Origin of the sequence: Georgenia satyanarayanai (genome assembly GCF_900116375.1) — a bacterium.
In the GTDB taxonomy this organism is placed as follows: domain Bacteria; phylum Actinomycetota; class Actinomycetes; order Actinomycetales; family Actinomycetaceae; genus Oceanitalea; species Oceanitalea nanhaiensis.
This window is the reverse complement of the sequence record NZ_UETB01000001.1, coordinates 818,660-839,740: the sequence shown is the minus strand read 5'-3', so window position 1 is coordinate 839,740 and position 21,081 is coordinate 818,660. Positions and strand designations below refer to the sequence as shown.

The following is a 21,081-nucleotide window of genomic DNA, read 5'->3' as shown; positions in this document are numbered from 1 at the left end:
ACGCTACGGACGACGCGCGCCCGGGTAGTCACCCCGGGGAGGACATCTCGGGTAGCTCTCCAGAGGGACGCCAGGACCGGAGATCAGTGACCTCCGGCCAGCCCCAGGCGGTGGACGAGGACGACCGCCTGCACCCGGTCCCGGAGGTCGAGCTTCATGAGGATGCGGGAGACGTAGGTCTTCACGGTCTCGTGGCTGATGACCAGAGCGCGTGCGATCTCCGCGTTGGACAGCCCCTCCGCGACGAGGGCCAGCACCTCCCGCTCCCGTGCCGTCAGGGTGTCGAGCGCCCCGGTGTCGGATTCGGCGGGCCGCACACGCTCGGCGAAGCGCCCGATCAGACCGCGAGTGATCGCGGGCGACAGCAGCGACTCTCCCGCTGCGACGACCCGGATCGCGTGAAGGAGCTCCGCCGGCCGGGCGTCCTTGAGCAGGAACCCGCTGGCCCCCGCCCGGAGCGCGTCGAAGACGAGCGCGTCCAGGTTGAACGTCGTGACGATGAGGACCTTGGCGGGACCGCTCACGTCCGGTCCGGCGATCCGGCGCGTGGCCTCGATGCCGTCCAGCTGGGGCATCCGGATGTCCATGACGACGACGTCGGGACGTTCCCGCGCGACGACATGGACGGCGGACAGGCCGTCGGCCGCTTCCCCGACGACCTGCAGGTCGGGCTGCGCGCCGATGATCGTGGCGAACCCGGTGCGGACGAGCTCCTGGTCGTCACACACGACGACTCGGACGGGACGAGCGGCGGACTCCGCTCTCATGCCGGGATCCGGGCGTGCACCACGAACCGGCCGTCGACCGGGCCAGCGTCCAGGACCCCGCCGAGCAGGGCGACGCGCTCACGCAAGCCGATGAGTCCCTGTCCGCTGCCGCGGCCCAGGCCAGGTTCGAGAGCCCGCTCCGTCGTCACGGACACCTCCACCCCGCTCTCCTCGTACTGGACCCGCACCTGCGTCGCGGCACCGCGGGCGTGCTTCATCGCGTTCGTCAAGGACTCCTGCACCAGTCGCGACACCGCAAGAGAGGTCGCCGCCCCGCGAGGCGGTGACTCACCCAGCTGGACGAGGTCGACGGGTTGACCGGCCGCACGAGCCTTCGCGACCAGCTCCTCGACGTCGACGACGGCGGGCTCCCTGGTGGTCCCGTCGTCGGCTCCGTCCAACGCGCCGAGGAGTCCGCGCAGGTCCGTGAGCGCCGCCCGCCCGGTGTCGCTGATCGTGGTGAGCACGGTCCGTGTGGCGTCGCGGTCCGGGCTGTACTGTGCGGCGTCGGCCTGGACGACCATGGCGGTGACGTGGTGGGTGACGACGTCGTGCAGCTCGCGTGCGATGCGGCTGCGTTCCCGCTCGACGGCGGCTCGCTCCGCCTCACGACGGCGGCCCTCCTGGGCCCGGACCCGACCGCGCAGCCAGCTCCCCACCAGCCACAGCGACGCCAGCATGAGCCCGAACACCACGAAGTCCCAGGCACCGGTGGGTGAGTCGGCGGCCGCCAGTGCCGCGGACAGGAGCACGTAGCCGGCCAGCGCGCACCCGGCCGTGACCACGCGACGGCGCTGCGTCAGTGCTCCCGCCGCCACGAGCGCGACCAGGAGCCCGAGGGCGGCGAACGTCGTCGGGTACCCGAGGAGCTGGTGGGCGCCGAACGCGGTGCCGACGACGGCGAGGCCGGCGGCAGGCCAGCGTCGGAGCAGGGCGATCGACGCCCCCTGGGCGACGAGCAGCGCCCATCCCACGGGGTCCATCGCCCGGTCGGGGAGCTCGGCGAGGTCCACGCCCTGGCGCGCCACACCGGGGACGAGGGCCAGACCCACGAGCGCGACGGCGAGGAGGGCCTCCCAGCGGCGGCCCGGTGGCGAGGGGCGAGCATCCATACGAGACGTGGACCTTTCGCCGGGAGTCGGGAGCCGGCACGACGACGTGGCGCGGCCCACGGTCTCACGGCACGCCCCGGTGACGACAGGGCGGTCACCGGGCAAGACCCGGCAGGGACCGCGAGCTCCCGGCGGTCGCCCGCACCGGGACCCCAGCCACGACGACGGGGCCTAGGCAGGCCGGGCCGGACGTGGCACGATCGGCGCCGTGGACACGGCCGCCGAGCAGCGCCTGCAGGACCTCGTGCTGCTCCGCCGTGTCCGCGACCGGATCGACCGGGAGTACGCGCAGCCCCTCGACGTCGCCGCCCTCGCGCGTGGCGTCCACATGTCCGCCGGGCACCTGAGCAGGGAGTTCCGCCGCGCCTACGGCGAGCCGCCCTACTCCTACCTCATGACCCGCCGCATCGAGCGCGCGATGACGTTGCTGCGCCGGGGCGAGCTGAGCGTCACCGAGATCTGCTTCGCCGTCGGCTTCTCCTCCCTGGGGACGTTCAGCACGCGCTTCCGGGAGCTTGTCGGGGTGCCGCCCAGCGCCTACCGCGAGCGCGCCTCGGACCTGTCCGGGGGGATCCCGCCGTGCGTCTCGAAACGCGTCACCAGACCGGTCAGGAATCAAGAAGCCCGCGCCGCAGCCCTACCCCTAGCGTGAACGCCATGGACATCACCATTCACGCCAGCTTCCTGCCCACCACCGACCCGGAGGCGTCGCTCGCCTTCTACCGGGACGCGCTCGGCCTCGAGGTCCGCCAGGACGTCGGCCAGGGCGCCATGCGCTGGATCACCATCGGCGCGCCCAGCCAGCCCGGCACCTCGATCGTCCTCTACCCGCCGGCGGCGGACCCCAACATCACCGAGGACGAGCAGCAGACCATCGCGGAGATGATGGCCAAGGGCACCTTCGCCAGCGTCCTCCTGGCCACCCCCGACCTCGACGCCGCCTTCGAGCGGGCCCAGGCCGCCGACGTCGAGGTCATGCAGGAGCCCACCGACCAGGACTGGGGCGTGCGGGACTGTGCGTTCCGCGACCCGGCCGGAAACACCGTCCGGCTCCAGCAGAGCTGACGACACCCCGAGCGGAGAACCCGGATGACGACGACGGACACCTCGACGGCCCCCGTGACGCAGGCCGACACCCACGACCTCATCCGGGTGCGCGGCGCCCGGGAGAACAACCTCCGGGACGTCGACGTCGACATCCCCAAGCGGCGGCTCACGGTCTTCACCGGGGTCTCCGGCTCGGGCAAGAGCTCCCTCGTCTTCGACACCGTGGCCGCGGAGTCGCGACGGCTCATCAACGAGACCTACAGCACCTTCCTCCAGGGCTTCATGCCCACCCAGGCACGCCCCGACGTCGACGTCCTCGAGGGCCTGACGACGGCGATCATCGTCGACCAGGAACGGCTGGGCGCGAACCCGCGCTCCACCGTCGGCACGGTCACCGACGCCAACGCGTTCCTGCGCATGCTCTTCAGCCGCCTCGGTGAGCCGCACGTCGGCTCCCCGAACGCCTACTCCTTCAACGTCCCGTCCGTCACCTCGCAGGGGGCCATCTCCGTCGGCGGGAAGAAGGCCGTCAAGGCGACCTTCAACCAGCTCGGCGGCATGTGCCCCCGCTGCGAGGGACGCGGCGCGGTCACCGACATCGACCTCGCCCAGCTCTACGACGACTCCAAGTCCCTCGCCGAGGGCGCCATCACCGTCCCGGGGTACGTCGCCGACGGCTGGTACGTCAAGCTCTTCATGGAGTCCGGCTTCCTCAAGCCGGACAAGCCGATCCGCGACTACACCAAGCGCGAGCTCCACGACTTCCTCTACAAGGAGCCGGTCAAGGTCCCCGTCGGCGGGGCGAACATGACCTACGAGGGCCTCGTCCCGAAGATCAAGAAGTCGATGCTCGCCAAGGACCGTGACGCGATGCAGCCGCACATCCGGGCCTTCGTCGACCGCGCGGTCGTCTACCAGACCTGCCCCGACTGCGAGGGCACCCGGCTGGCCCCCCACGCCCGCGAGTCGACGATCCGCGGCACCAGCATCGCCGATGCCTGCGCGATGCAGATCAGCGACCTCGCCGAGTGGGTGCGCGGGCTCGACGAGCCCTCCGTCGGCCCGCTGCTGGGCAACCTGCGCCACCTGCTCGACTCCTTCGTCGGCATCGGGCTGGGGTACCTGTCCCTCGAGCGCCCCTCGGGCACGCTGTCCGGCGGAGAGGCCCAGCGCGTCAAGATGATCCGCCACCTCGGCTCCTCCCTCACCGACGTCACCTACGTCTTCGACGAGCCCACGGTCGGGCTGCACCCCCACGACATCGAGCGGATGAACGCCCTGCTGACGCAGCTGCGCGACAAGGGCAACACCGTCCTCGTCGTCGAGCACAAGCCGGAGACGATCGCCATCGCCGACCACGTCGTCGACCTCGGTCCAGGGGCCGGCACGGGCGGCGGGGAGATCGTCTACGAGGGCAGCCTCGAGGGTCTGCGGTCGAGCGGCACGCTCACCGGCCGCCACCTCGACGACCGGGTGCACCTCAAGGACACCGTCCGCGAGCGCACGGGCGCCCTCGAGATCCGCGGCGCGCGGCAGAACAATCTCACCGGGGTCGACGTCGACGTCCCCACCGGGGTCCTCACCGTCGTCACCGGCGTGGCCGGCTCCGGCAAGAGCTCCCTCATCCACGGCAACCTCGGGGGCCGCGAGGGCGTCATCGTCGTGGACCAGAGCCAGATCAAGGGCTCGCGGCGCTCCAACCCGGCCACCTACACCGGCCTGCTCGAGCCGGTGCGCAAGGCCTTCGCCAAGGCCAACGGCGTCAAGCCGGCGCTGTTCAGCGCGAACTCGGAGGGTGCGTGCCCGGTGTGCAACGGCGCCGGGGTCATCTTCACCGAGCTCGGCTTCATGGACACCGTGAGCACCACGTGCGAGGAGTGCGAGGGCCGGCGCTTCCAGGCTGCGGTGCTCGAGTACACCCTCGGGGGGCGGAACATCGCCGAGGTGCTCGAGATGCCCGTCGCCGAGGCGGAGGCCTTCTTCGCCGACGGTGAGTCCCGCACCCCGGCCGCGCACGCCATCCTCGAGCGCCTCGCCGACGTCGGTCTCGGCTACCTCACCCTCGGCCAGCCGCTCACCACGCTCTCCGGCGGGGAGCGCCAGCGGCTCAAGCTCGCCGTCCACATGGGGGAGAAGGGGTCCGTCTTCGTCCTCGACGAGCCGACGACCGGCCTGCACCTCGCCGACGTCCAGCAGCTGCTCGCGCTGCTCGACCGCCTCGTCGACTCCGGCCGCACGGTCGTCGTCATCGAGCACCACCAGGCCGTCATGGCCCACGCCGACTGGCTCGTCGACCTGGGCCCGGGCGCCGGCAACGACGGCGGACGGGTCGTCTTCCAGGGCACACCCGCCGAGCTCGTCGCGGGCCGGGCCACCCTGACCGGCGAGCACCTGGCCGCGTACGTCGGCGCCTGAGCAGCCTCAGCCAACGAGGAAAAGTCCCCGTCGGCGTAGACACCGACGACGACGCACTGCGGCATCCCCGTGTGCAAACGGCGAGAAGCAGGCGGCCCACGCCGGTATACAGGTGCCCCAACACGACAGGGAAGAGCGGAGCAGGGACATGGCCGGTCGAGGCCGTCGAGCGCGATGGGTGTCGGTGGGCGCAGCGGCCGTCGGCGTCCTCACGGCCTCGTGCGCCGGCGACGCCGCCGTCCCGGCGGCCGCGGAGGTGGCCGCGCTGCTCGGCGACGCGCACGACGCGCGCGCGACCCCTGATGAGCTGTGCGACCTCGCGACGACCGACCTCAGCTGCCGGTCCTCGCTGGGGACTGCGCCGCGGGCGCCGGAGGTGGCGCCGACACTGACATGCACGGGACCGTTCGACGCTCCGGAGGGCTACGTCGACGGCACGCTCGCCCGCGTCCAGGGCGTCGACGGCGACGGGAACGCCTACGACTCGACCCTTCTCGCGATCATGACGCACGAGGGAGCACGGTTCATCGACCCGGTCTACTGGGCCGCGGCGGGGATCTCCACGGGCAGCACGACGGACGAGTCCAACCACGTGGAGCTGGACTGCTGAGGCGTGCAAGGGCCACGACCGTCGTGACACAGACAGGTATGGAGCCACGTCGTCCACGCCGGCCCGAGACCGTAGCCGCCGCCGCCGCCGCCGTCGTCGTCGGGTTGCTCGCTGCCATGGTCGCTGCCTGCGGTGCGCCGGCCGCCGGGGAGTCCTGCATCTCGTGGGTGCCCGCCGACGATGACGCGGCCCGGACCGAGCTGGCCGACGTCGTCGTCGAGGGCCGGCCGGTCGAGCGGGTGGGGGAGCGGGCCATGTTCGGGGTGACCGCCACGGTGTGGGACGTCGAGGTCGACCGGGTCCTCAAGGGGACGACGGAGGTGGGCACCGTCATCGAGGTCGCCTCGACGCCGCGCACGTGTGAGGTAGGAGGCGCGTACCCCGACGGTGACCCCCTGGACGCGGCGGGGCGGCTCCGGCTCTATCTCAGTGACTCCGACTTCGGGATCGAGGGCACCGAGCCGGGGCTCGCGCTCATCACGCCGTTCGACGGCGTCGGCGCTGCGGACGGCTGACTACCAACCCTCGGGCTTCGTGTCCTTGCCGTCGAGCCACAGCCGGTCGGAGGCGTCGGCATGGGTACCGCCGGAGCCGACGTGCGTGGCACTGATCTGGTCGCCCTTGGTGATGACTTGGACCATTGCCATGGCGTGGCCGCGCCCGAGCCCGTACTCGTCCCGGAGCCACTCGACGATGGGGGTGGCCTTGGTCCCTGCGCCGAAGCCGCGTTCGTTGGCCTGTTGCAGGAGCTGGCGCGGCGTGAGGCCGGTATTCGTCTCGACGGCGTCGAGGTAGGCCTGGAAGGACATCGCTGCTCCTCTCCGCGGGAGCGCCGGCGCGCGCCCCGGTGTGCCTCACCGTACAGAGGCGGTCAACCCCGCCGTTCGTCGCCAGGGACGCGCCGTACGCGTCAGCGGGACAGTGCCCGCTCGAGCGGGATGCTGCCGTCCTGCCACGGGAGCAGGGCCCAGAGGGCGACGTAGAGCACCCACCCGATGCCCGGCAGCAGGAACGCGAGCAGGAGGAGCAGGCGCACGATCATCACGTTGGCGCCCAGGCGGGCGGCGACACCACCGCAGACGCCGCCAAGGATCCGCTGGGGGCCGCGCCGGAAGCCAGTGCGGCGGATGCTGTCGAAGAAGGTGTTCATGACCCCAACGCTAGGGTCGGGTCCCACGCCGCGACATCGGGGACCGCCCTGATCTCACCCTGGTCCGCCGTCCCACCAGCGCAGCACGCGCAGGGCCCGCAGGGTCACCCACCGGCTCGGGAAGCCCTCACCCTCACCGAGGTCGAGAAGGGTGGGTCCCTCGTGGTGCAGCTCCAGGGTCCACAGCCCTCTCTCGTCCGCCTTGCCCCGGACGAGCTCGACCGCCTCCGCGAGCCGCGGGTCGCGGCGGTCGGCCAGCCGGAAGTGCTCGAGGCCGCGCAGGACGTCGTGGTACCAGCGCACGGGGTAGGAGAGCATCGTCATCCGCGGGTCGGCGACGGTGCCGTCGGAGCGACGGCGGAACAGGCCCCGATCGAGGAGGTACTCCTCGCCGGAGAGCCGGGCCTCGCGGACGTCGGGCTCGTCGTGGCCGGCACGCTCCCACGCGAGCAGGCCCTCGACGACACACACGGTCGAGTGGAAGGAGGAGACCGAGGCGCCGTGCTCGGCCCAGCAGTTCCACCCGCCGTCGGGCAGCCGGCCGGCCAGCAGGGTGGAGACCATGGGGGAGGCGTCCTGCTCGAAGTACCCGGCCGTGCGCAGCGCGACGCCGTTGATGCAGGGTTCGACCTCGCCGTCGAAGAAGGGCTCGCCCTCGTGCTCCCAGCGCACGTGCTCCCGCACGAGGCCGAGGGCGCGCTCGGCCTGCGGGCTCGCCGGGTCGAGCCCGAGGTCGGCGAGCTGCTGGAGGGCGAAGTGGGTGGCCGTCCACGCGTCGAAGAAGGGACGGGACTCGTCCACCCACCCGGGGCGGTAGATGCCGCCGTCCCAGCGTCCGTCGTCGGCCTGTTCGGCGAGAAGGTGCGCCCCCCACCCGGTCGTGGCGACCCGGGCACGTTCGGCGGCCACCTCGTCCTGCGGTGCGTCGGTGAGGTCGGCGAGCACCTGCCAGCGCAGGGCGGGGTCCGAGTCGAGCAGCCACGCCACGACGTCCATGCGCGGAACCCTACGCCCGCCCGTGCCCGGAGTCGTCGAAACGGCATCTCGCCGGGTCTCGGCACTGGTCGCTACGGTCGCGATGACGTCCCGTCAGGGCGGATGAGATCTCGGGCCGGACCCTCAGTCGTCAGTCACGCGCCAAGGCCCAGGTGCTGAGACCCATGACGCCGCCGGCCGCCAGCCCGATCCGGGTGTGCGCGTACCGGACGCCGCGTGCCGTGAGCCGCTCGCCCCACCGGTAGATCGCCCGCTCGCCCGCCACCGTCCCCACGACGCTCAGCACAACCAGCGCCACACCGGCCACCATCCTCACCGGCCCGACGCCGTTCGGTGGGGTGCCGCCCAGCCCGAGTGCCTGCGCGTCGATCGCCGGCTCGGTCGCCATCCGTGCCACCAGGGTGGTGGGGACCGCCTCGGCTGCTGGCGCGTCTCCGCCGCCCTCAGCGGCGGCGTCCACGGTGTCGCCGTCGGCCGCCTGTGCGGCTCGTACGGCTCGTGCGGCCCACGCCGCACCGCCGACGATCACCGCCACCTTGAGCGACCCGCGTGCCCGGCGCGACGCGACGACGTCAGGCAGCGCGTACCAGCCCCCGGTCAGCACACCGTTGACGACGGCGTCCGCCGCCGCTCCTTGTCCGCCTTGCCTACCCACGTACGCTCCCTCGTTCGGTGTCGAGCCACTAACGCCCAGGCGGCTGCTCGAGTTCCACGCCGGACGCCATCATTGTCGTTGATCGAGCTGGGCACCGGTCCTCACGCGGAGTGCACGACGAAGTACTGATCGCCTTCGCAGCCTGTCGGAAGGTGCTCAACGATCGACGGAGTCGTTTCGCTGTCACCGCCCCCTAGTGACACGGCGTCGCCCAGGGAGAACGTGTGGGTGAACCCGGAGAGCTCGCCGGCCTCGTCGTCCCAGGTGAAGTCGGTCGGGAAGACCGGGACGACGACCTGTCCGGGCCAGATCGTGACCTTGCGCGCCATCGTAGATCGGCCGGGACCGGTACCTCTGTCAGTCGCTCCCACCGGGCGAGCTGGCGTCGAGTCTCGGCGGCGACGAGCTCGGAGAGGTCAGGTGACGGCGGGCAGCACGCACAGCTCGTTGCCGGACGGGTCTGCGAACACCCGCCACGGCAGGTCGCCCCAGCCCGGGTCGAGCTCCCGGCCGCCACGCTCGACGATACCCGCGGCGACGGCGTCGGCATCGTCGCCGGGATCGAGCCGGACGTCGAGGTGGACCCTGTTCTTCGCGCGGCCCTTGGGGGCCGGCTCAGGGCAGAGCTCGAGCAGCGGCCCGCGCCGGGAGGGGTGCCGCAGCGAGCAGGGCGCGACGCCGTCGGCCCTGGTCCAGCCGGTGAGCCAGGACCAGAACTCGCAGTCTCGCTCGGGGTCGGCGGAGTCGAGAGGGAGCGCGGCGACCGGCCCGGTGTCGCAGTAGACGTCCCGGTGCTCCATGACGCAGAACGGGTTGCCCTCCGGATCGGCGAGGACGACCCACGGCACGTCGCCCTGCCCGATGTCGAGGTGTCGGGCACCGAGCGCGAGGAACCTGTCGACGAGCTCGAGCTGCCGGTCCCCGCCGAGGAGGTCGAGGTGCAGCCGCAGCGGCTCGGCCGGTGGCTCGGGGACCGGCTGGACGCACAGGTCGATGACCGGGCCGTCGGGAATCGGGAGCCGGGTCTCGAACCCCTCCGGCCCGTCACTGAGCCGCTCGCCCCCGAGGACGGCCTCCCAGAACCGGCCGACCCGGCCCGGGTCCCCGGCGTCGAGCACGATGTTCTCCAGACGCATGGCACAACGGTAGGACCGGGCCAGAGGAGTGGTACACCCCCGGCGAGACATCAGGTCGCTGCGAGTGCGCGCACCGCCCGCTCGATCGCGGGTCGCATGTTCAGCGCGGCGTCCACGGTGAGGCGGTGGAGGAGTAGCCCCTCGGCGAGGGCCATGAGCGCCCGTGTCGCGGGCACGGGGTCCGGGATGCCGGCGGCAGCAACGACCGTCTCCGTCCACCACTCGAACTCCTGGCGCTGGTGACGCAGCGGCTCGGCCAGCTCCGGGTCGCCGGACAGCTCGAGGAACAGGGCGTAGCGCGCGCGGGTGCGGACGGCGAACCGGCCGGTCTCGATCTCGACCATCGCGCACAGGGCCTCGACGAGGTCGGAGGGGCTGGCGACGTGCGGCATGCCGGTGGGGTCGACGTCGGCCCGCTCGCTCTCGGCGATCCAGTCCACGACACCAGCGAGCAGTGCCCGGCGGGTACGGAACCAGTTCGACGTCGAGCCCGGGGGGAGCCCCGCGCGGTCGTCGACGCGCGCGTGGCTCAGGGCGCGGACGCCGTCCGTGCCCAGCAGTGCCACCGCCGCCTCAAGTGCTCGTTCCCGGGTCCCGGCCATGGACATCCCCCTTCGGACAGGTTTACTATGTTCATAGTAGTCCGACGAACGAAGAGGGCCGTCATGGACACTCCTGCTCACCCCGACGCCGGTCCGGTCGACACTGCGGGGTGGTCGCCGCCGCTGCCCGAGGCTGCCGGGTTCGATCATCGAGTCGTGGACACTCCGGGGCTGCGCACCCACCTCGCCACCATCGGGGAGGGACCGCCGGTCATGCTCCTGCACGGCTTCCCGCAGCACTGGTGGCAGTGGCACGACATCGCCCCGGCCATCGCCGGGCACGGCTACCGCGTGCTGTGCCCCGACCTGCGCGGTGCGGGCTGGACGAGCGCCGACGACCCACGCATCGACCGGGAGACCCGGCTGCGCGACGTCGTCGCCCTGCTTGACGTGCTGGGCCTCGACCGGGTCGATCTCGTGTCACACGACATGGGCTCCATCACCGCCATGCAGCTCTGCTATGCGCACCCCGACCGTGTGCGGACAGCGACGCAACTCGCCGTTCCGCCCGGTTTCATGACGTTCGACCCGGCAATGCGCCGAGCCTTTCGTCATCTGCCCCCGTTCATCTGGCACCGGCCAGGCAGGTCGCTGCGCGGGACCTTCTCTCCGAGGTACCTCGCCCGTCCGATGGCCGGGGACACGGTGGCCGCCCACCTCGCACCGATGGCCCGGCCCGAGGTCGACGCAGCCGTCCGTCCGCTGTGCCGCCACATGGTCGCGGCGGAGGGGTGGCGGATCATGCGCGGCGTCTACCGGCGCCGGCGGCTCACCGTGCCGACCCTCGTCGTCTTCGGCCGGCTCGACTACGCCTTCACCGAGGAGCTCGTCGGCCGGACCTGCCGGGAACCGGAGCGGTACGCGGACCGGGCCGAGTTCGCCTACGTCGACGACGCCGCCCACTTCATCACCGACGACGCACCCGACGCGGTGGTCGACCTCGCCGTCGACTGGTTCGTCCGCGCCGGGTGACGGACCTCGGACAAAATGGCTGCGGGGGACGGAGGGGCTGGCATAGCGTCGAGAGATGACCCATCCGGGCAACGGACAGGTGGCCGAGGCGGCGCCCCCGCGTCTGCCTGTCGCGGCGCGGCTGGCCGTCGTCGTCACGGGTGCCCTGTTGGGCTGGCTGGCGATCGCGGCACTGACCACTCGAGTGTGGGGCGAAGGCCTCTCACTGGCGAGGCACGCCGTCAGTGCCCTGGCGGCGCTTCTCATCGCCGGGGCACTCGTCGTCGCGGCGCGCCGGCTCCTGGACAGGCGCCCCGTCGGGACGCTGGGGCTGTCCGGTGGAAAGCGCGCGGCCCGCGACCTGCTCTACGGAGCCCTGAGCTGGCTGCTGCCGGCCGCGGTCGGGCTGGCGGTCGCGCTGGCGGCCGGGTGGCTGCGGATCGAGATCGACGCGACGCTCGCCGAGACCGTCGGCGTCGTCCTCCTGCTCGTCGTCCTGGTCCTCGTCTACGAGGCGTTCCCCGAGGAGCTGCTCTTCCGCGGGTACGTCTACCGCAACCTCACCGCCGCCGTGGCGCCGTGGCTCGCCGTGCTCGTCCAGGCGCTCCTCTTCATGCTGTTCGGCACGGCGCTGTGGGTGATCACCGAGGGGTGGGGCGTCCTCCTCGAGCGGCTTGTCCTGTTCTTCGGGATGGGGGTGGTGGTCGGGTGCATCCGGCTGATCTCGGGCTCGGTCTGGGCCGCGGTGGGCTGGCACCTGGCGTTCCAGGTGGTCATGCAGCTGGTCATCTCCAGCCAGTACCTCGAGGCCACGGTGAGCAACGAGACCGTCTTCGTCGTGGCGACGGCGGTGGTGGCCTTCGCGACGTCGACGACGATCGCCGGGTTCCTCTGGCCGGGCCAGGAGAGCTGGGCCCGGCCCGAGCCCGACGTCGGGCCGCCGCGATGACTTCGGCTCGCGTCGGCGGTCAGCACCACCGCACGGTCGGCCGGAGGAGGTAGCGATGTCCAGGACCCGGATCCACAACCTGTCGATCTCACTCGACGGTTATGTCGCGGGGGAGGTGCAGAGCCTCGAGACCCCGATGGGTCACGCGGGGGAGCGGCTCCACGAGTGGATGTTCGCCACCAGCTTCGGGGCCCGGCTGGTGGGCGCACCGGCGGGCAGTGCCGGGGTCGACGACGCGATGGCTCGTTGGCACGAGCCGGGCATCGGCGCGGAGATCATGGGGGCGGGCAAGTTCGGGCCGCCCGGCTGGCAGGACGACGCGGAATGGCGCGGCTGGTGGGGGAGCGAGCCACCGTTCCACACTCCGGTCCTCGTACTCACCCACCGCCCGCGAGAGGCGATCGAGATGGCGGGCGGCACGACCTTCCACTTCCTCGAGGCCTCACCGGCGGAGGCGCTGGACGTCGCCCGTCGGGCCGCGGGCGGCCTCGACGTCCGTATCGGTGGCGGGGCGACCGTCGCGCGCCAGTTCATCGCCGCGGGCCTCGTCGACCACATCCACCTCGTCCAGGTGCCCATCGTCCTCGGGCGCGGTGCGTCGCTGTGGGACGGCCTCGAAGGGCTGGAGCACAGTTATGACATCGAGGTGGTCTCGACGCCCAGCGGTGTCACCCACCTGACGCTCACGAGGCGCTCGAGTGGGTAGCGTCCGACGGCGGCGCGTGCTGGTCTCCGCGGTCTCCGTGCTCCTGCTGGCGTCCTGTGGCGCAGCGGGCGGCGTGCGCACCGCCGAGGCCGCAGGCCACGTGGCACTCATCAAGGGCATGGACGTGAGTGGAGCTGATGCGGCGTGGTTCGGCACGTTGGGTGTCAACGAGAATGGGTGCCTGGGACTCGTCGGCTCGCACGGCGAGCCCGCAACCGTCGTCATCTGGCCCTCCGGCACCAGGCTCGACGACGACGGCAACGTCTTGGACGATCGAGGTCGCGCCATCCAGATCGGCGACGCCGTCGAGGCGGGCGGCGGAGAGGAACCGTTCGTCGCCAGCTATCCCGAGCAGGCCGAGCTCTGTCTCGACGAGCCCACTGACGATGACGCGGTCGTCATCGTGCTGTGGACGGTCACCAGAGCGAGCGAGCCGGCCTGAGCGCCCCACGTGCGTACCGCCGATAATGTACATTATGTCATTCCACCGTGGTTCTGCTCCCGCGGCACGCGGCCCGGCCCCTACCGTGCCGCGCCCCTCTCCCCACGGCTCGGCTGCTTGATCGACCGTGTCACCGTGAACCTGCCGTTGTCCCCCATCACCTTGGTGGACCCGACGATGCGGCGCAGCGCGCCGGCGTGACCGAGCCGCGAGTTGAACACCGCCCACAGCTCACCACCGGGTCGCAGCACCCGGGCGGCCTCCTTGAACAGCGCGATCGCGACGTCCGGCTGCACGCTGGCACCGACGTGGAAGGGCGGGTTGCACACGATGAGGTCCGCGGAGACGGGTGGCCGGCTCTCGAGCCCGTCGGCCCGCACCACCTCGACGCGCTCGTCCAGCGCGTTCGCCTCGACCGTGGCGCGCGCGGAGCGGACGGCGGCGCTGGACGTGTCGGTCGCGACGACGTGGAGGTCCGGGCGGGCCGCGGCGAGCTGCGCAGCGAGCACCCCGGTGCCACAGCCGAGATCGACGGCGTCGCGCGCCAGGGGGCTCATCTCCCCCAGGAACGTCAGGAGGTAGCGCGTCCCGAGGTCCAGGGACGGGCCGGCGAAGGCGGCGCCGTGAGCGGCGATCCACAGGCCGTGCTCGTCGTCGAAGTGCCGGCGCGGGAAGGACGGGAAGGTCCCGGGTGGCGTCGGCAGTCGCGCGACGAGGCAGCGTGACTTCTGTCGCGCGAGGGACGCCGTCACGTCGGCGAAGTGCTTCCCCAGGACCTCGTTCATGCCGCGCGACATGTGCTTGAGGCGCCCGCCCGCGACGACGACGACGTCGGGTGCCGCGTGGGCGGCGACCAGCTCGGCGATCTCCTCGAGCGCCGCCAGCCCGCGCGGCAGCTGCAGGAGCACGACGCGCGCGCCGGTCACGAGCTCCGGGACGAGGCCCAGGGACCGAGAGGTTCCGGCGAGGCCGGCCCGCTCGGCGTTGGCCACGAGGGCGCGCTCCTGGACGACGGCGTCCTGGTGCACCCGCACGTCGCGTGCGCCGTGCAGGGCGATCGCACCGAGCGTGAGCGCGCCGTACCGGTCGCCGATCACGGCGACCTCCCCCGAGCCGGCCGCGGCGAGCGCCGTGGCGGCTTGCTCGAGGACGAGCCGGTCGGCCGCGTCGACGGCGAGGAGGTCGGGAGCCTCCACGTCGGGATACCTGCGGAGCCGGCTGAGGTCGAACGCGGGTGCACTCATCCCGACATTGTCCCAGCACGGCGTCAGGGTCGTTCCGCTGCCGCGCTCCCTCCGCGCGTGCCGCGACCCGGTCAGCGCCCAGTGACCTTGTAGCCGGACGCCGCGAGGTCGTCCAAGGTGAACCAGGTGCCCACGTTCGGCGGCAGGACGCCGTAGTCCCAGACCCACTCGAAGGCATCGATCGCAAAGGCCCGGCCCAGGGGACGGAACCCCAGCTGCTGTGCCTCCTCCAGGGTGAGCAGGACGCACTGGTCGCCGTAGGACTGTGGTGCCCCTTCGATGCTCTGGTACATGTGGATCCGGTCCGGTGCCGTCGGGTTGGGCTTCGTCGCCAGATCCGGGTTCGCCTTGATGTCCTGGTTGGCGGCGATGTCCTGATTCCTCGTCTTCCACACCAGGACCCGTTCCTTGCGCTGCCACAGCCCCCGCAGCTCCTCGACCGACAGTCGCCGTCGGGCCGTCGCGGGCACCGGGGTCGGCGGCGGCTTCTCCTCAGGAGTCTGCTGGTCCGGGGATCGCTCCCGCCCGGGCCCTTCCCTCACCTGGCCGATGCCCTCCCTCACCTTCTCCGCCGCGCGGCGGACAGGCGCGGGCAGCACCCGCACGAAGGAGGCCATAGCCCTGCGAGCGAAGCTCGCGCCGAACCACCCCGCCGCCGCCAGCGGCACGAGGAACGCGAGAACCAGCCCGCTGTCGGCGACCTGGTTGTAGTCGCGGGTCTGCTCCTGCGGGGTCTGTCGGTGGACCAGGAGCTCGGTCAGGGCCTTGCCGAGCGCGGCCCCCTCCCCCACGACGAACGCCACGAGCAGCGCCTGACCGATACCCATGGCCACGCCGGTCCCGACGCCTGCTCCGGTCCATCCACCACCTGCCGCACCGGCCGCTCCGCCGGCGCCGGCGCCGATACCGAGGGTCGCCAGCGCCCCGGCGAGGGCCCCGAGCACGGTGCCTGCAACGCTCCCCCCGAAACCACCGACAAGCATGAGCCCGATCGTCACCCACCCCATGAGGGACAGCCCGATCGCTGTGAGGTGGCGGTAGAGAGCCAGAGGCAGCTCGAGCAGGTGCGAGAGGTTCGCGCCGACGTCCCGGAGGAACCCGACAGGGTCGGTCAGGGGGCTGGCCGGTACGTACAGGTCGTCGACGGCGGTGGCCCAGTCGGTCCAGAGCTGGTGGAGCTGCGCCAGGACGGTCGGCCACGGCCAGATGGCGGTGACGACGATGTCGCGGAGGATCGCCGCGACGTCGAGGTTGTGCCACTTCTGGACCACGCTCTCGCGGATGCCCGCCCAGACGTCGGCCATGCCGGCCGTCCCTCGGGCGGGCACGTCGGTGGTGAGGTCACCGGTCTCGGCCGGTGGCGCGGTTGCGACGACGGAGGCCGCCGGTTCCGCGCCCGCCTCCGGGCGGTCGTGGATGATCGTCATGGCGAGCTCCGGCGAGTCGTCGAGGCCGCGAGCCACGGGCCCGAGCACCTCGTCGACCGCTCCCTCGGGATCGAGCGCGACGGACTCGGCCTGCCGCACGAGGGGCACCGCCTTCGCGACCTGTTCCAGCGCGGCCGGCGCCGATGAGCTCAGGGCGGCGGGGGCCGCGGCGGTCAGCGCGCCCAGCGCCCGCTGGGCACCGCCGAGGTCGAGCACGCGGAGCGACTGCTTGAGCGTCTCGACGGCGTCCTCCACGCCACCGGTGCTCCGCCCGTCGTTCGCGCTCGCCGGACCGGCTGTCCCCTCCCCCGGCGTCGACCCCGGTGCCGGTGAGGACCGGTGGTCCGTCGGCGTGCTCAGCACCCGCGAGACGGCACGGTTGCCGACCTGGCGCTGACGTGCCAGCACCTGCTCCGGTCGAAGCCTTCCGACCGCGCGACCCGCTCCACCCCGAGCTGCCCCGTGCGAAGACTCGGGCCCGACGGGCCCGGGGCCGCGACGGCCCGTTCCCGGCCCCCGGTCCTCCTGCGCACGCACCTCAAACTGGTTCGCCATCATCGGTCCCTCGCCGCACGCGGCCGACAGTGCTCGTCACGCTGAGCCGGCCCCGCCAGCATCGCCGACCTGCGACGGTGCCACGCACCTGCGCGGGCAGACGCGCGGGCACCGCGCGGCGCCCGTTTGCGCACCCGGGCGGACCGGCACCGCCGGGTCGGGCGGAGAGCACGACGACGCCCCCGGGAGGGGTTCTCCCGGGGGCGTCGGCGTCAGTGACGGACGACTACTCGACGGTGATGGACAGCTCCGCCGAGAGCGGGGAGCCGCTCCAGGAGCTGTAGCTGATGACGTGCACGCCGGCCGGCAGGGTGAGCTCCAGGTACGGGTCCAGGGTGCCGCCGGCACCCTCGTCGCTGTCGTCCACCCCCTCGAGCTCCCCCGTGGACGTGAAGATGCCCAGCTGGGGGTCGCCCTCGGTGGACACCGAGTCCAGGACGACCGTGCTGCGGTCGGTCAGCTCGACAGCGGCCAGCCACACCTCGTCCTCGGCGAGGTCCACGGCGACGGGCTCGCCGGGCGTCACCATCTCCGGGACCATGGTCGTGACGGTGAAGTCCGTCTCGACGCTGCTGTGGTACGCGGCGACCGCGACCTCGTACTCCCCCGGCTCGAGGTACGCGCCGAGGGCGGGGTCGAGCGAGCTCGCCTCCCCGTTCACCTTGAAGCGGCCGTGGTCGTCGTTCTCGACGTCGATCGCGCCGCCGGTCAGTGACAGGGTGAGGTCACCGCTCTCCGCGGCGACGTCGACGACGATCGGTGCCGCCTCGTCGACGGTGATGGTGCCGGTCCAGGTCTCCCCCGCGGCGATGGAGCCGGTGACGGACTCGCCGACCGTGATCTCACCGCCACTCACCGCTCCTCCGCCGGGGGCGTCGGTGGCGTCCTCGGTCGTCTCCTCGGTCGCCTCGTCGGTCGCAGGGTCCTCCGCGACCTCCTCGTCGGTCGCCGTGGCGGCCGGCGTGGGCCGCGGCGCCGATCCTGGGTCTGCGTCGTCGTCGCCGCCGAGGAGGAGGACGACGGCGGTCACGGCCACCGCGATGAGGACGAGCGCGGCGAGGATGATGCCGATGACCAGACCCTTGCCCGAGCCCCCCTCGTCGGTGCCGGGCTGCTGGCCGTAGCTGGGCTGGCCGCTCGTGTAGGGCGACTGCCCGTAGGGCTGCTGACCGTCCTGGTGCGGGACGTACGGCTGCTGGCCGTAGTCCTGCTGGCCGTAGTCGGCCTGCCCGTAGCCGGCCTGTCCGTAGGGCTGCTGCGCCTGCTGCCCGTAGGCCTCGTGCCCGTAGCCCGGCTGCTGCTGGCCGTACTGGCCGGTCGGGTAGACCGCGGTGTGCTGGTCGTGGCCGCCGGGCTGGGCGGGAAGCTGCTCGGTCGTGGGCTGCTCGGCTCCCTGGGCGGGAAGCTGCTCGGTGGGCTGCCCGCCGAACGACTCCGGCGCCGTCGTCCGCTGCTCTCCGGTCGACTGCCCGTCACTGCTCGTGCCGGCCTCCCCCGCCTGCTGCGCGGCGCCCTGCGCGGGCGCGAAGTGCTCGGTCCAGGACGTGCCGTCCCAGTAACGAAGCTTGCTCGGGTCTCCTGAGGGGTCCGGGTACCAACCGGCGATGGGATTGCTCATGCTCCGATATTAGAAGGAAGTGGCACCGTCCTCCGACCACGGACCGCTCCGCGGCATGGGGACCTCTCCCCCGCCGCCGCGGCCCTCCGGGGAGCACAACGAGGGGCCCGGGTGATACCCCGAGCCCCTCGTCCAGACGTCCTGTCAGCCGGCGTCGCGTGCGCGCCGGCGCTGGGACAGCTCGTCCTCGACCTCGGCGCCGCGCTCCGCGCGCTCGGTCGGCAGCTCGGCCAGCGAGCCCTCCACCTCGCGCCACACGCGACCGACGGCGATCCCGAAGACCCCCTGGCCGCCCTGGACGAGGTCGATGACCTCGTCGGCGCTCGTGCACTCGTAGACACTCGCGCCGTCGCTCATGAGGGTGATGCCGGCGAGGTCGTCCACGCCCCGCTCGTGCAGGTGGTGGACGGCGGAGCGGATCTGCTGCAGCGAGACACCGGTGTCGAGCAGCCGCTTGACGACCTTGAGGACGAGGATGTCGCGGAAGCTGTAGAGACGCTGGGAGCCGGAGCCGCTGGCGTTGCGGATGCTCGGCTCGACCAGGCCCGTCCGTGCCCAGTAGTCCAGCTGACGGTAGGTGATCCCCGCCGCCCGGCAGGCCGTGGGCCCGCGGTAACCGGTCTCGGTGTCGAGGTCGGGTAGGGAGTCGCCGAAGAGCATCCCCTGCGCCCGCTGGGGCACCCCGCTCGCTGCGCCGGCCGTCGCGTCGCTGCCGCTCACGTGCACTCCCGTTCGTCCACGCCGCGCACGAGATGTGCTCCGGCCCTGATGACCCCACGCTATGACCAGGGGGCACCCCAGTCAACGACACGCCCGGCGCGCCGCTTCGAGCGTGTCGGACCAGCGTGTCTCAGTCTCAAGTCAAGGTTGAGGTGCAGGTGACGCGGGGCGCTCTCAGGGCTCGAAGTCCTCCGGCTCGACGTTCTCGAGGAACGCCTGGAAGTCGGCGACGACCTCGGCCTCGTCCTCCGCGTCCATGACGACGCCGGCCGCCGTGAGGACGCCCTCGTCACACAGCACGGGGCAGCGGGCGCGCAGCGCGAGGGCGATCGCGTCCGAGGGCCGTGAGTCGACGTGCTGCCCCGAGGACAGGACGAGCTCGGCATGGAAGGTGCCCTGCTCGAGGCTGGTGACGCGCACCTGGTCCAGACGCACCCCCGTGGCGTCGAGCAGGGAGATGAACAGGTCGTGGGTCTGCGGACGCTCGGGCACGATGCCCGCCTGCGCCGTCGCGATGGACGCGCCCTCGCGCGGGCCGATGACGATGGGCAGCACCACTCGACCCCCGTCACGGACGGCCAGGACGACGACGACCTCGTTCTCCGGGATGCTGACGCGGACGCCGAGCACGTCCATCTCTTGCATGTCGCAACGGTACGACCATCGCGGCGGGGGTGCGCGCGAAATGCGCCGCACGCCCCGCGCGTCAGTCGAGGTCGTCGACGGCGGCGCGGAGCAGCTCGGCGTGCAGCCGCCCGTAGAGCTCACCGAGCTCCTGCGCGCGCGCCGCGGCGCGCTCCCGCCCGGCGCCCGAACGCTGGGCGCGGACCGGTGCGACGACCTGCTCGATCGTGTCCGCCTGCCGCTCGGCCGCCGTGCGCACCGTGCGGAGGTGGCGCGGGCTGATGCCCTGGCGTGCGAGAGCCGCGGCGTGCTGGACGACGTCGACGGCGCGGCCGGGGTAGCGTCCGCGCGCGTCGGCGACGATCAGGCCGGCCTCGGCGATCTCCTCGATCTCGGCGAGGCTCACCCCGGTGAGGTCGGCGATCTCCTGCGCTCGCACGCGAGCCGAGGGTCGCGGCCGGACGAGCTCGCCGTCGCGGGCGACAACCCGGGTGCCGGGGACCGACTCCACGGGACGCCCGGCGTCGAGGTCCTCGAGCTGGTCGCGGATGACACGCAGCGGCAGGAAGGAGTCACGCTGCGCGGTCAGCGCGAAGCGCAGACGCTCGACGTCCGCCTGGCTGTACATGCGGTACCCGGAGCCGCTGCGGCTCGGGCTGACCAGGCCCTGCTCCTCGAGGAAACGGAGCTTGGAGATGCGCACGGCCGGGAACTCCGGCTGCAGGGCGGCGAGCACGGCACCGATGCTCATCGTGGGCTCGGTGGAGGCGCCCGGGGGCCACGGCCGCGGCTGCTCCTGCGGCTCCTCGGGGCGGGACTCGGTGGTGCGGCGGGCGGTCGAGCTCACGAGGCCGGCGCGTCGCTGCTGTGCGGGCTGGGGTGGTAGGTGAGGCGGTACTTGCCGATCTGCACCTCGTCACCGGCGTGGAGAACGGCGGAGTCGATCCGCTCCCGGTTGACGTAGGTGCCGTTGAGCGAGCCGACGTCGCGCACGACGTAGCCGCCCTCGTGGGCGAGGAACTCCGCGTGCCGGCGGGAGACCGTGACGTCGTCGAGGAAGATGTCGGCGGTGGGGTGGCGACCGGCGAGAGTGCGCTCGGTGTCGAGGAGGAAGCGTGCGCCCGCCGTCGGGCCGCGCTGGACGATGAGCAGCGCGTGGCCCGGGGGCAGCCCGTCGATCGCGGCGCGGTCGGGCGGGGGGACGTCGGAGCGCTCCGCGGTCTCGTCGCTGGCGCCGATCGCCCCGAAGCGGGCGGTCGTGCTCGACAAGTCCTGCGGCTCGGGCTCGATTCCCATGACGTGTACTCCCCTCGGCGGCACCACCGGGCTCGTCACCCGGCGCTGGACACCACCAT

Annotated in this window: 25 protein-coding genes; 9 read left to right on the top strand and 16 right to left on the bottom strand. The window is 72.5% G+C overall.

All coding sequences use genetic code 11. The annotated features are described in order from the left end of the window. Positions 1–83: 83 nt before the first annotated feature. Positions 84–767, bottom strand: a complete 684-nt coding sequence (locus tag DSZ44_RS03770; RefSeq protein WP_110851203.1) for a response regulator — start codon at positions 765–767, stop codon at positions 84–86. Beyond that, complete coding sequence (locus DSZ44_RS03765; RefSeq protein WP_110851202.1) at positions 764–1,879, bottom strand: sensor histidine kinase; 1,116 nt, start codon at positions 1,877–1,879, stop codon at positions 764–766. Before DSZ44_RS03765 ends, DSZ44_RS03770 begins: the two co-directional genes overlap by 4 nt. A 208-nt stretch (positions 1,880–2,087) precedes the next feature. Here DSZ44_RS03765 and DSZ44_RS03760 point away from each other — a divergent pair, with 208 nt between their 5' ends. The 5 genes from DSZ44_RS03760 to DSZ44_RS03740 all read left to right on the top strand — a co-directional run bounded on the left by DSZ44_RS03760 (position 2,088) and on the right by DSZ44_RS03740 (position 6,466). After that, positions 2,088–2,531, top strand: a complete 444-nt coding sequence (locus DSZ44_RS03760) for a helix-turn-helix transcriptional regulator (RefSeq protein ID WP_181424521.1) — start codon at positions 2,088–2,090, stop codon at positions 2,529–2,531. Between the two features lie 5 nt (positions 2,532–2,536). Continuing rightward, entirely contained in the window at positions 2,537–2,944 is a 408-nt protein-coding gene (locus DSZ44_RS03755) for a VOC family protein (protein ID WP_110851349.1), read from the top strand. Positions 2,945–2,968: 24 nt separating this feature from the next. Then, positions 2,969–5,341: an ATP-binding cassette domain-containing protein gene (locus DSZ44_RS03750; protein ID WP_110851200.1), complete on the top strand. Its 2,373-nt coding sequence runs from the start codon at positions 2,969–2,971 to the stop codon at positions 5,339–5,341. Between the two features lie 184 nt (positions 5,342–5,525). Beyond that, positions 5,526–5,951, top strand: a complete 426-nt coding sequence (locus DSZ44_RS03745; protein WP_146237468.1) for a hypothetical protein — start codon at positions 5,526–5,528, stop codon at positions 5,949–5,951. Positions 5,952–5,989: 38 nt separating this feature from the next. Beyond that, complete coding sequence (locus DSZ44_RS03740) at positions 5,990–6,466, top strand: hypothetical protein (RefSeq protein WP_110851198.1); 477 nt, start codon at positions 5,990–5,992, stop codon at positions 6,464–6,466. Here the strand turns inward: DSZ44_RS03740 and DSZ44_RS03735 are convergent, their stop codons facing one another. The 7 genes from DSZ44_RS03735 to DSZ44_RS03705 form a co-directional block, all read right to left on the bottom strand. Beyond that, positions 6,467–6,760 (bottom strand): DUF4287 domain-containing protein, encoded by a 294-nt coding sequence (locus DSZ44_RS03735; RefSeq protein WP_110851197.1) that lies wholly within the window; start codon positions 6,758–6,760, stop codon positions 6,467–6,469. Between the two features lie 101 nt (positions 6,761–6,861). Next, positions 6,862–7,101, bottom strand: a complete 240-nt coding sequence (locus DSZ44_RS03730) for a PspC domain-containing protein (protein ID WP_110851196.1) — start codon at positions 7,099–7,101, stop codon at positions 6,862–6,864. A 54-nt stretch (positions 7,102–7,155) separates the two neighbouring features. Beyond that, positions 7,156–8,097, bottom strand: a complete 942-nt coding sequence (locus tag DSZ44_RS03725) for a hypothetical protein (RefSeq protein WP_110851195.1) — start codon at positions 8,095–8,097, stop codon at positions 7,156–7,158. A 130-nt stretch (positions 8,098–8,227) separates the two neighbouring features. Next, positions 8,228–8,752, bottom strand: a complete 525-nt coding sequence (locus DSZ44_RS03720) for a hypothetical protein (RefSeq protein WP_146237467.1) — start codon at positions 8,750–8,752, stop codon at positions 8,228–8,230. A gap of 101 nt (positions 8,753–8,853) precedes the next feature. Continuing rightward, a complete protein-coding gene (locus tag DSZ44_RS03715) occupies positions 8,854–9,081 on the bottom strand; it encodes a hypothetical protein (protein WP_110851193.1) in 228 nt (75 codons plus the stop codon). An 87-nt stretch (positions 9,082–9,168) separates the two neighbouring features. After that, positions 9,169–9,888, bottom strand: coding sequence for a VOC family protein (locus tag DSZ44_RS03710; protein ID WP_110851192.1), 720 nt, complete (start codon positions 9,886–9,888; stop codon positions 9,169–9,171). Between the two features lie 50 nt (positions 9,889–9,938). After that, positions 9,939–10,490 carry a TetR/AcrR family transcriptional regulator gene (locus DSZ44_RS03705; protein ID WP_110851348.1) on the bottom strand — a complete coding sequence of 184 codons (552 nt, stop codon included), beginning with the start codon at positions 10,488–10,490 and terminating at the stop codon, positions 9,939–9,941. A gap of 156 nt (positions 10,491–10,646) precedes the next feature. On the opposite strand from DSZ44_RS03705, the gene DSZ44_RS03700 reads away from it, so the two are divergent. Genes DSZ44_RS03700 through DSZ44_RS03685 form a run of 4 tightly spaced genes read left to right on the top strand, consistent with a single transcriptional unit; the run spans position 10,647 to position 13,538 of the window. After that, positions 10,647–11,462: an alpha/beta fold hydrolase gene (locus DSZ44_RS03700; protein WP_258369191.1), complete on the top strand. Its 816-nt coding sequence runs from the start codon at positions 10,647–10,649 to the stop codon at positions 11,460–11,462. Between the two features lie 55 nt (positions 11,463–11,517). Next, a complete protein-coding gene (locus tag DSZ44_RS03695) occupies positions 11,518–12,390 on the top strand; it encodes a CPBP family intramembrane glutamic endopeptidase (protein WP_110851190.1) in 873 nt (290 codons plus the stop codon). A 55-nt stretch (positions 12,391–12,445) separates the two neighbouring features. Beyond that, positions 12,446–13,096 (top strand): dihydrofolate reductase family protein, encoded by a 651-nt coding sequence (locus DSZ44_RS03690; RefSeq protein WP_110851189.1) that lies wholly within the window; start codon positions 12,446–12,448, stop codon positions 13,094–13,096. 16 nt (positions 13,097–13,112) lie between these two features. After that, positions 13,113–13,538, top strand: a complete 426-nt coding sequence (locus DSZ44_RS03685; RefSeq protein WP_110851188.1) for a hypothetical protein — start codon at positions 13,113–13,115, stop codon at positions 13,536–13,538. An 80-nt stretch (positions 13,539–13,618) separates the two neighbouring features. On the opposite strand, the gene DSZ44_RS03680 is transcribed toward DSZ44_RS03685, so the two are convergent. The 7 genes from DSZ44_RS03680 to DSZ44_RS03640 all read right to left on the bottom strand — a co-directional run bounded on the left by DSZ44_RS03680 (position 13,619) and on the right by DSZ44_RS03640 (position 21,022). After that, positions 13,619–14,782: a class I SAM-dependent methyltransferase gene (locus DSZ44_RS03680; RefSeq protein ID WP_110851187.1), complete on the bottom strand. Its 1,164-nt coding sequence runs from the start codon at positions 14,780–14,782 to the stop codon at positions 13,619–13,621. Between the two features lie 71 nt (positions 14,783–14,853). Continuing rightward, positions 14,854–16,617 carry a hypothetical protein gene (locus DSZ44_RS18040; protein ID WP_146237466.1) on the bottom strand — a complete coding sequence of 588 codons (1,764 nt, stop codon included), beginning with the start codon at positions 16,615–16,617 and terminating at the stop codon, positions 14,854–14,856. Positions 16,618–16,990: 373 nt separating this feature from the next. Continuing rightward, complete coding sequence (locus tag DSZ44_RS18700; protein ID WP_110851184.1) at positions 16,991–18,382, bottom strand: DUF2510 domain-containing protein; 1,392 nt, start codon at positions 18,380–18,382, stop codon at positions 16,991–16,993. A 144-nt stretch (positions 18,383–18,526) separates the two neighbouring features. After that, positions 18,527–19,042 (bottom strand): MerR family transcriptional regulator, encoded by a 516-nt coding sequence (locus DSZ44_RS03655; RefSeq protein WP_110851347.1) that lies wholly within the window; start codon positions 19,040–19,042, stop codon positions 18,527–18,529. Between the two features lie 234 nt (positions 19,043–19,276). Beyond that, positions 19,277–19,747, bottom strand: coding sequence for a bifunctional nuclease family protein (locus DSZ44_RS03650; RefSeq protein WP_110851183.1), 471 nt, complete (start codon positions 19,745–19,747; stop codon positions 19,277–19,279). Between the two features lie 61 nt (positions 19,748–19,808). Further along, positions 19,809–20,573, bottom strand: a complete 765-nt coding sequence (gene ftsR / locus DSZ44_RS03645; RefSeq protein ID WP_258369190.1) for a transcriptional regulator FtsR — start codon at positions 20,571–20,573, stop codon at positions 19,809–19,811. Beyond that, positions 20,570–21,022, bottom strand: a complete 453-nt coding sequence (locus DSZ44_RS03640) for an FHA domain-containing protein (protein WP_110851182.1) — start codon at positions 21,020–21,022, stop codon at positions 20,570–20,572. Before DSZ44_RS03640 ends, ftsR begins: the two co-directional genes overlap by 4 nt. Positions 21,023–21,081 lie beyond the last annotated feature (59 nt).

Coding starts and splice junctions, on each gene's coding strand:
- DSZ44_RS03770 (WP_110851203.1), bottom strand. CDS start 767: ATGAGAGCGGAGTCCGCCGCTCGTCCCGTCCGAGTCGTCGTGTGTGAC.
- DSZ44_RS03715 (WP_110851193.1), bottom strand. CDS start 9,081: ATGGCGCGCAAGGTCACGATCTGGCCCGGACAGGTCGTCGTCCCGGTC.
- DSZ44_RS03765 (WP_110851202.1), bottom strand. CDS start 1,879: ATGGATGCTCGCCCCTCGCCACCGGGCCGCCGCTGGGAGGCCCTCCTC.
- DSZ44_RS03725 (WP_110851195.1), bottom strand. CDS start 8,097: ATGGACGTCGTGGCGTGGCTGCTCGACTCGGACCCCGCCCTGCGCTGG.
- DSZ44_RS03650 (WP_110851183.1), bottom strand. CDS start 19,747: ATGCAAGAGATGGACGTGCTCGGCGTCCGCGTCAGCATCCCGGAGAAC.
- DSZ44_RS03680 (WP_110851187.1), bottom strand. CDS start 14,782: ATGAGTGCACCCGCGTTCGACCTCAGCCGGCTCCGCAGGTATCCCGAC.
- DSZ44_RS03705 (WP_110851348.1), bottom strand. CDS start 10,490: ATGGCCGGGACCCGGGAACGAGCACTTGAGGCGGCGGTGGCACTGCTG.
- DSZ44_RS03750 (WP_110851200.1), top strand. CDS start 2,969: ATGACGACGACGGACACCTCGACGGCCCCCGTGACGCAGGCCGACACC.
- DSZ44_RS03755 (WP_110851349.1), top strand. CDS start 2,537: ATGGACATCACCATTCACGCCAGCTTCCTGCCCACCACCGACCCGGAG.
- DSZ44_RS03655 (WP_110851347.1), bottom strand. CDS start 19,042: ATGCTCTTCGGCGACTCCCTACCCGACCTCGACACCGAGACCGGTTAC.
- DSZ44_RS03710 (WP_110851192.1), bottom strand. CDS start 9,888: ATGCGTCTGGAGAACATCGTGCTCGACGCCGGGGACCCGGGCCGGGTC.
- DSZ44_RS03730 (WP_110851196.1), bottom strand. CDS start 7,101: ATGAACACCTTCTTCGACAGCATCCGCCGCACTGGCTTCCGGCGCGGC.
- DSZ44_RS03640 (WP_110851182.1), bottom strand. CDS start 21,022: ATGGGAATCGAGCCCGAGCCGCAGGACTTGTCGAGCACGACCGCCCGC.
- DSZ44_RS03690 (WP_110851189.1), top strand. CDS start 12,446: ATGTCCAGGACCCGGATCCACAACCTGTCGATCTCACTCGACGGTTAT.
- DSZ44_RS18700 (WP_110851184.1), bottom strand. CDS start 18,382: ATGAGCAATCCCATCGCCGGTTGGTACCCGGACCCCTCAGGAGACCCG.
- DSZ44_RS03735 (WP_110851197.1), bottom strand. CDS start 6,760: ATGTCCTTCCAGGCCTACCTCGACGCCGTCGAGACGAATACCGGCCTC.
- DSZ44_RS03695 (WP_110851190.1), top strand. CDS start 11,518: ATGACCCATCCGGGCAACGGACAGGTGGCCGAGGCGGCGCCCCCGCGT.
- DSZ44_RS03740 (WP_110851198.1), top strand. CDS start 5,990: ATGGAGCCACGTCGTCCACGCCGGCCCGAGACCGTAGCCGCCGCCGCC.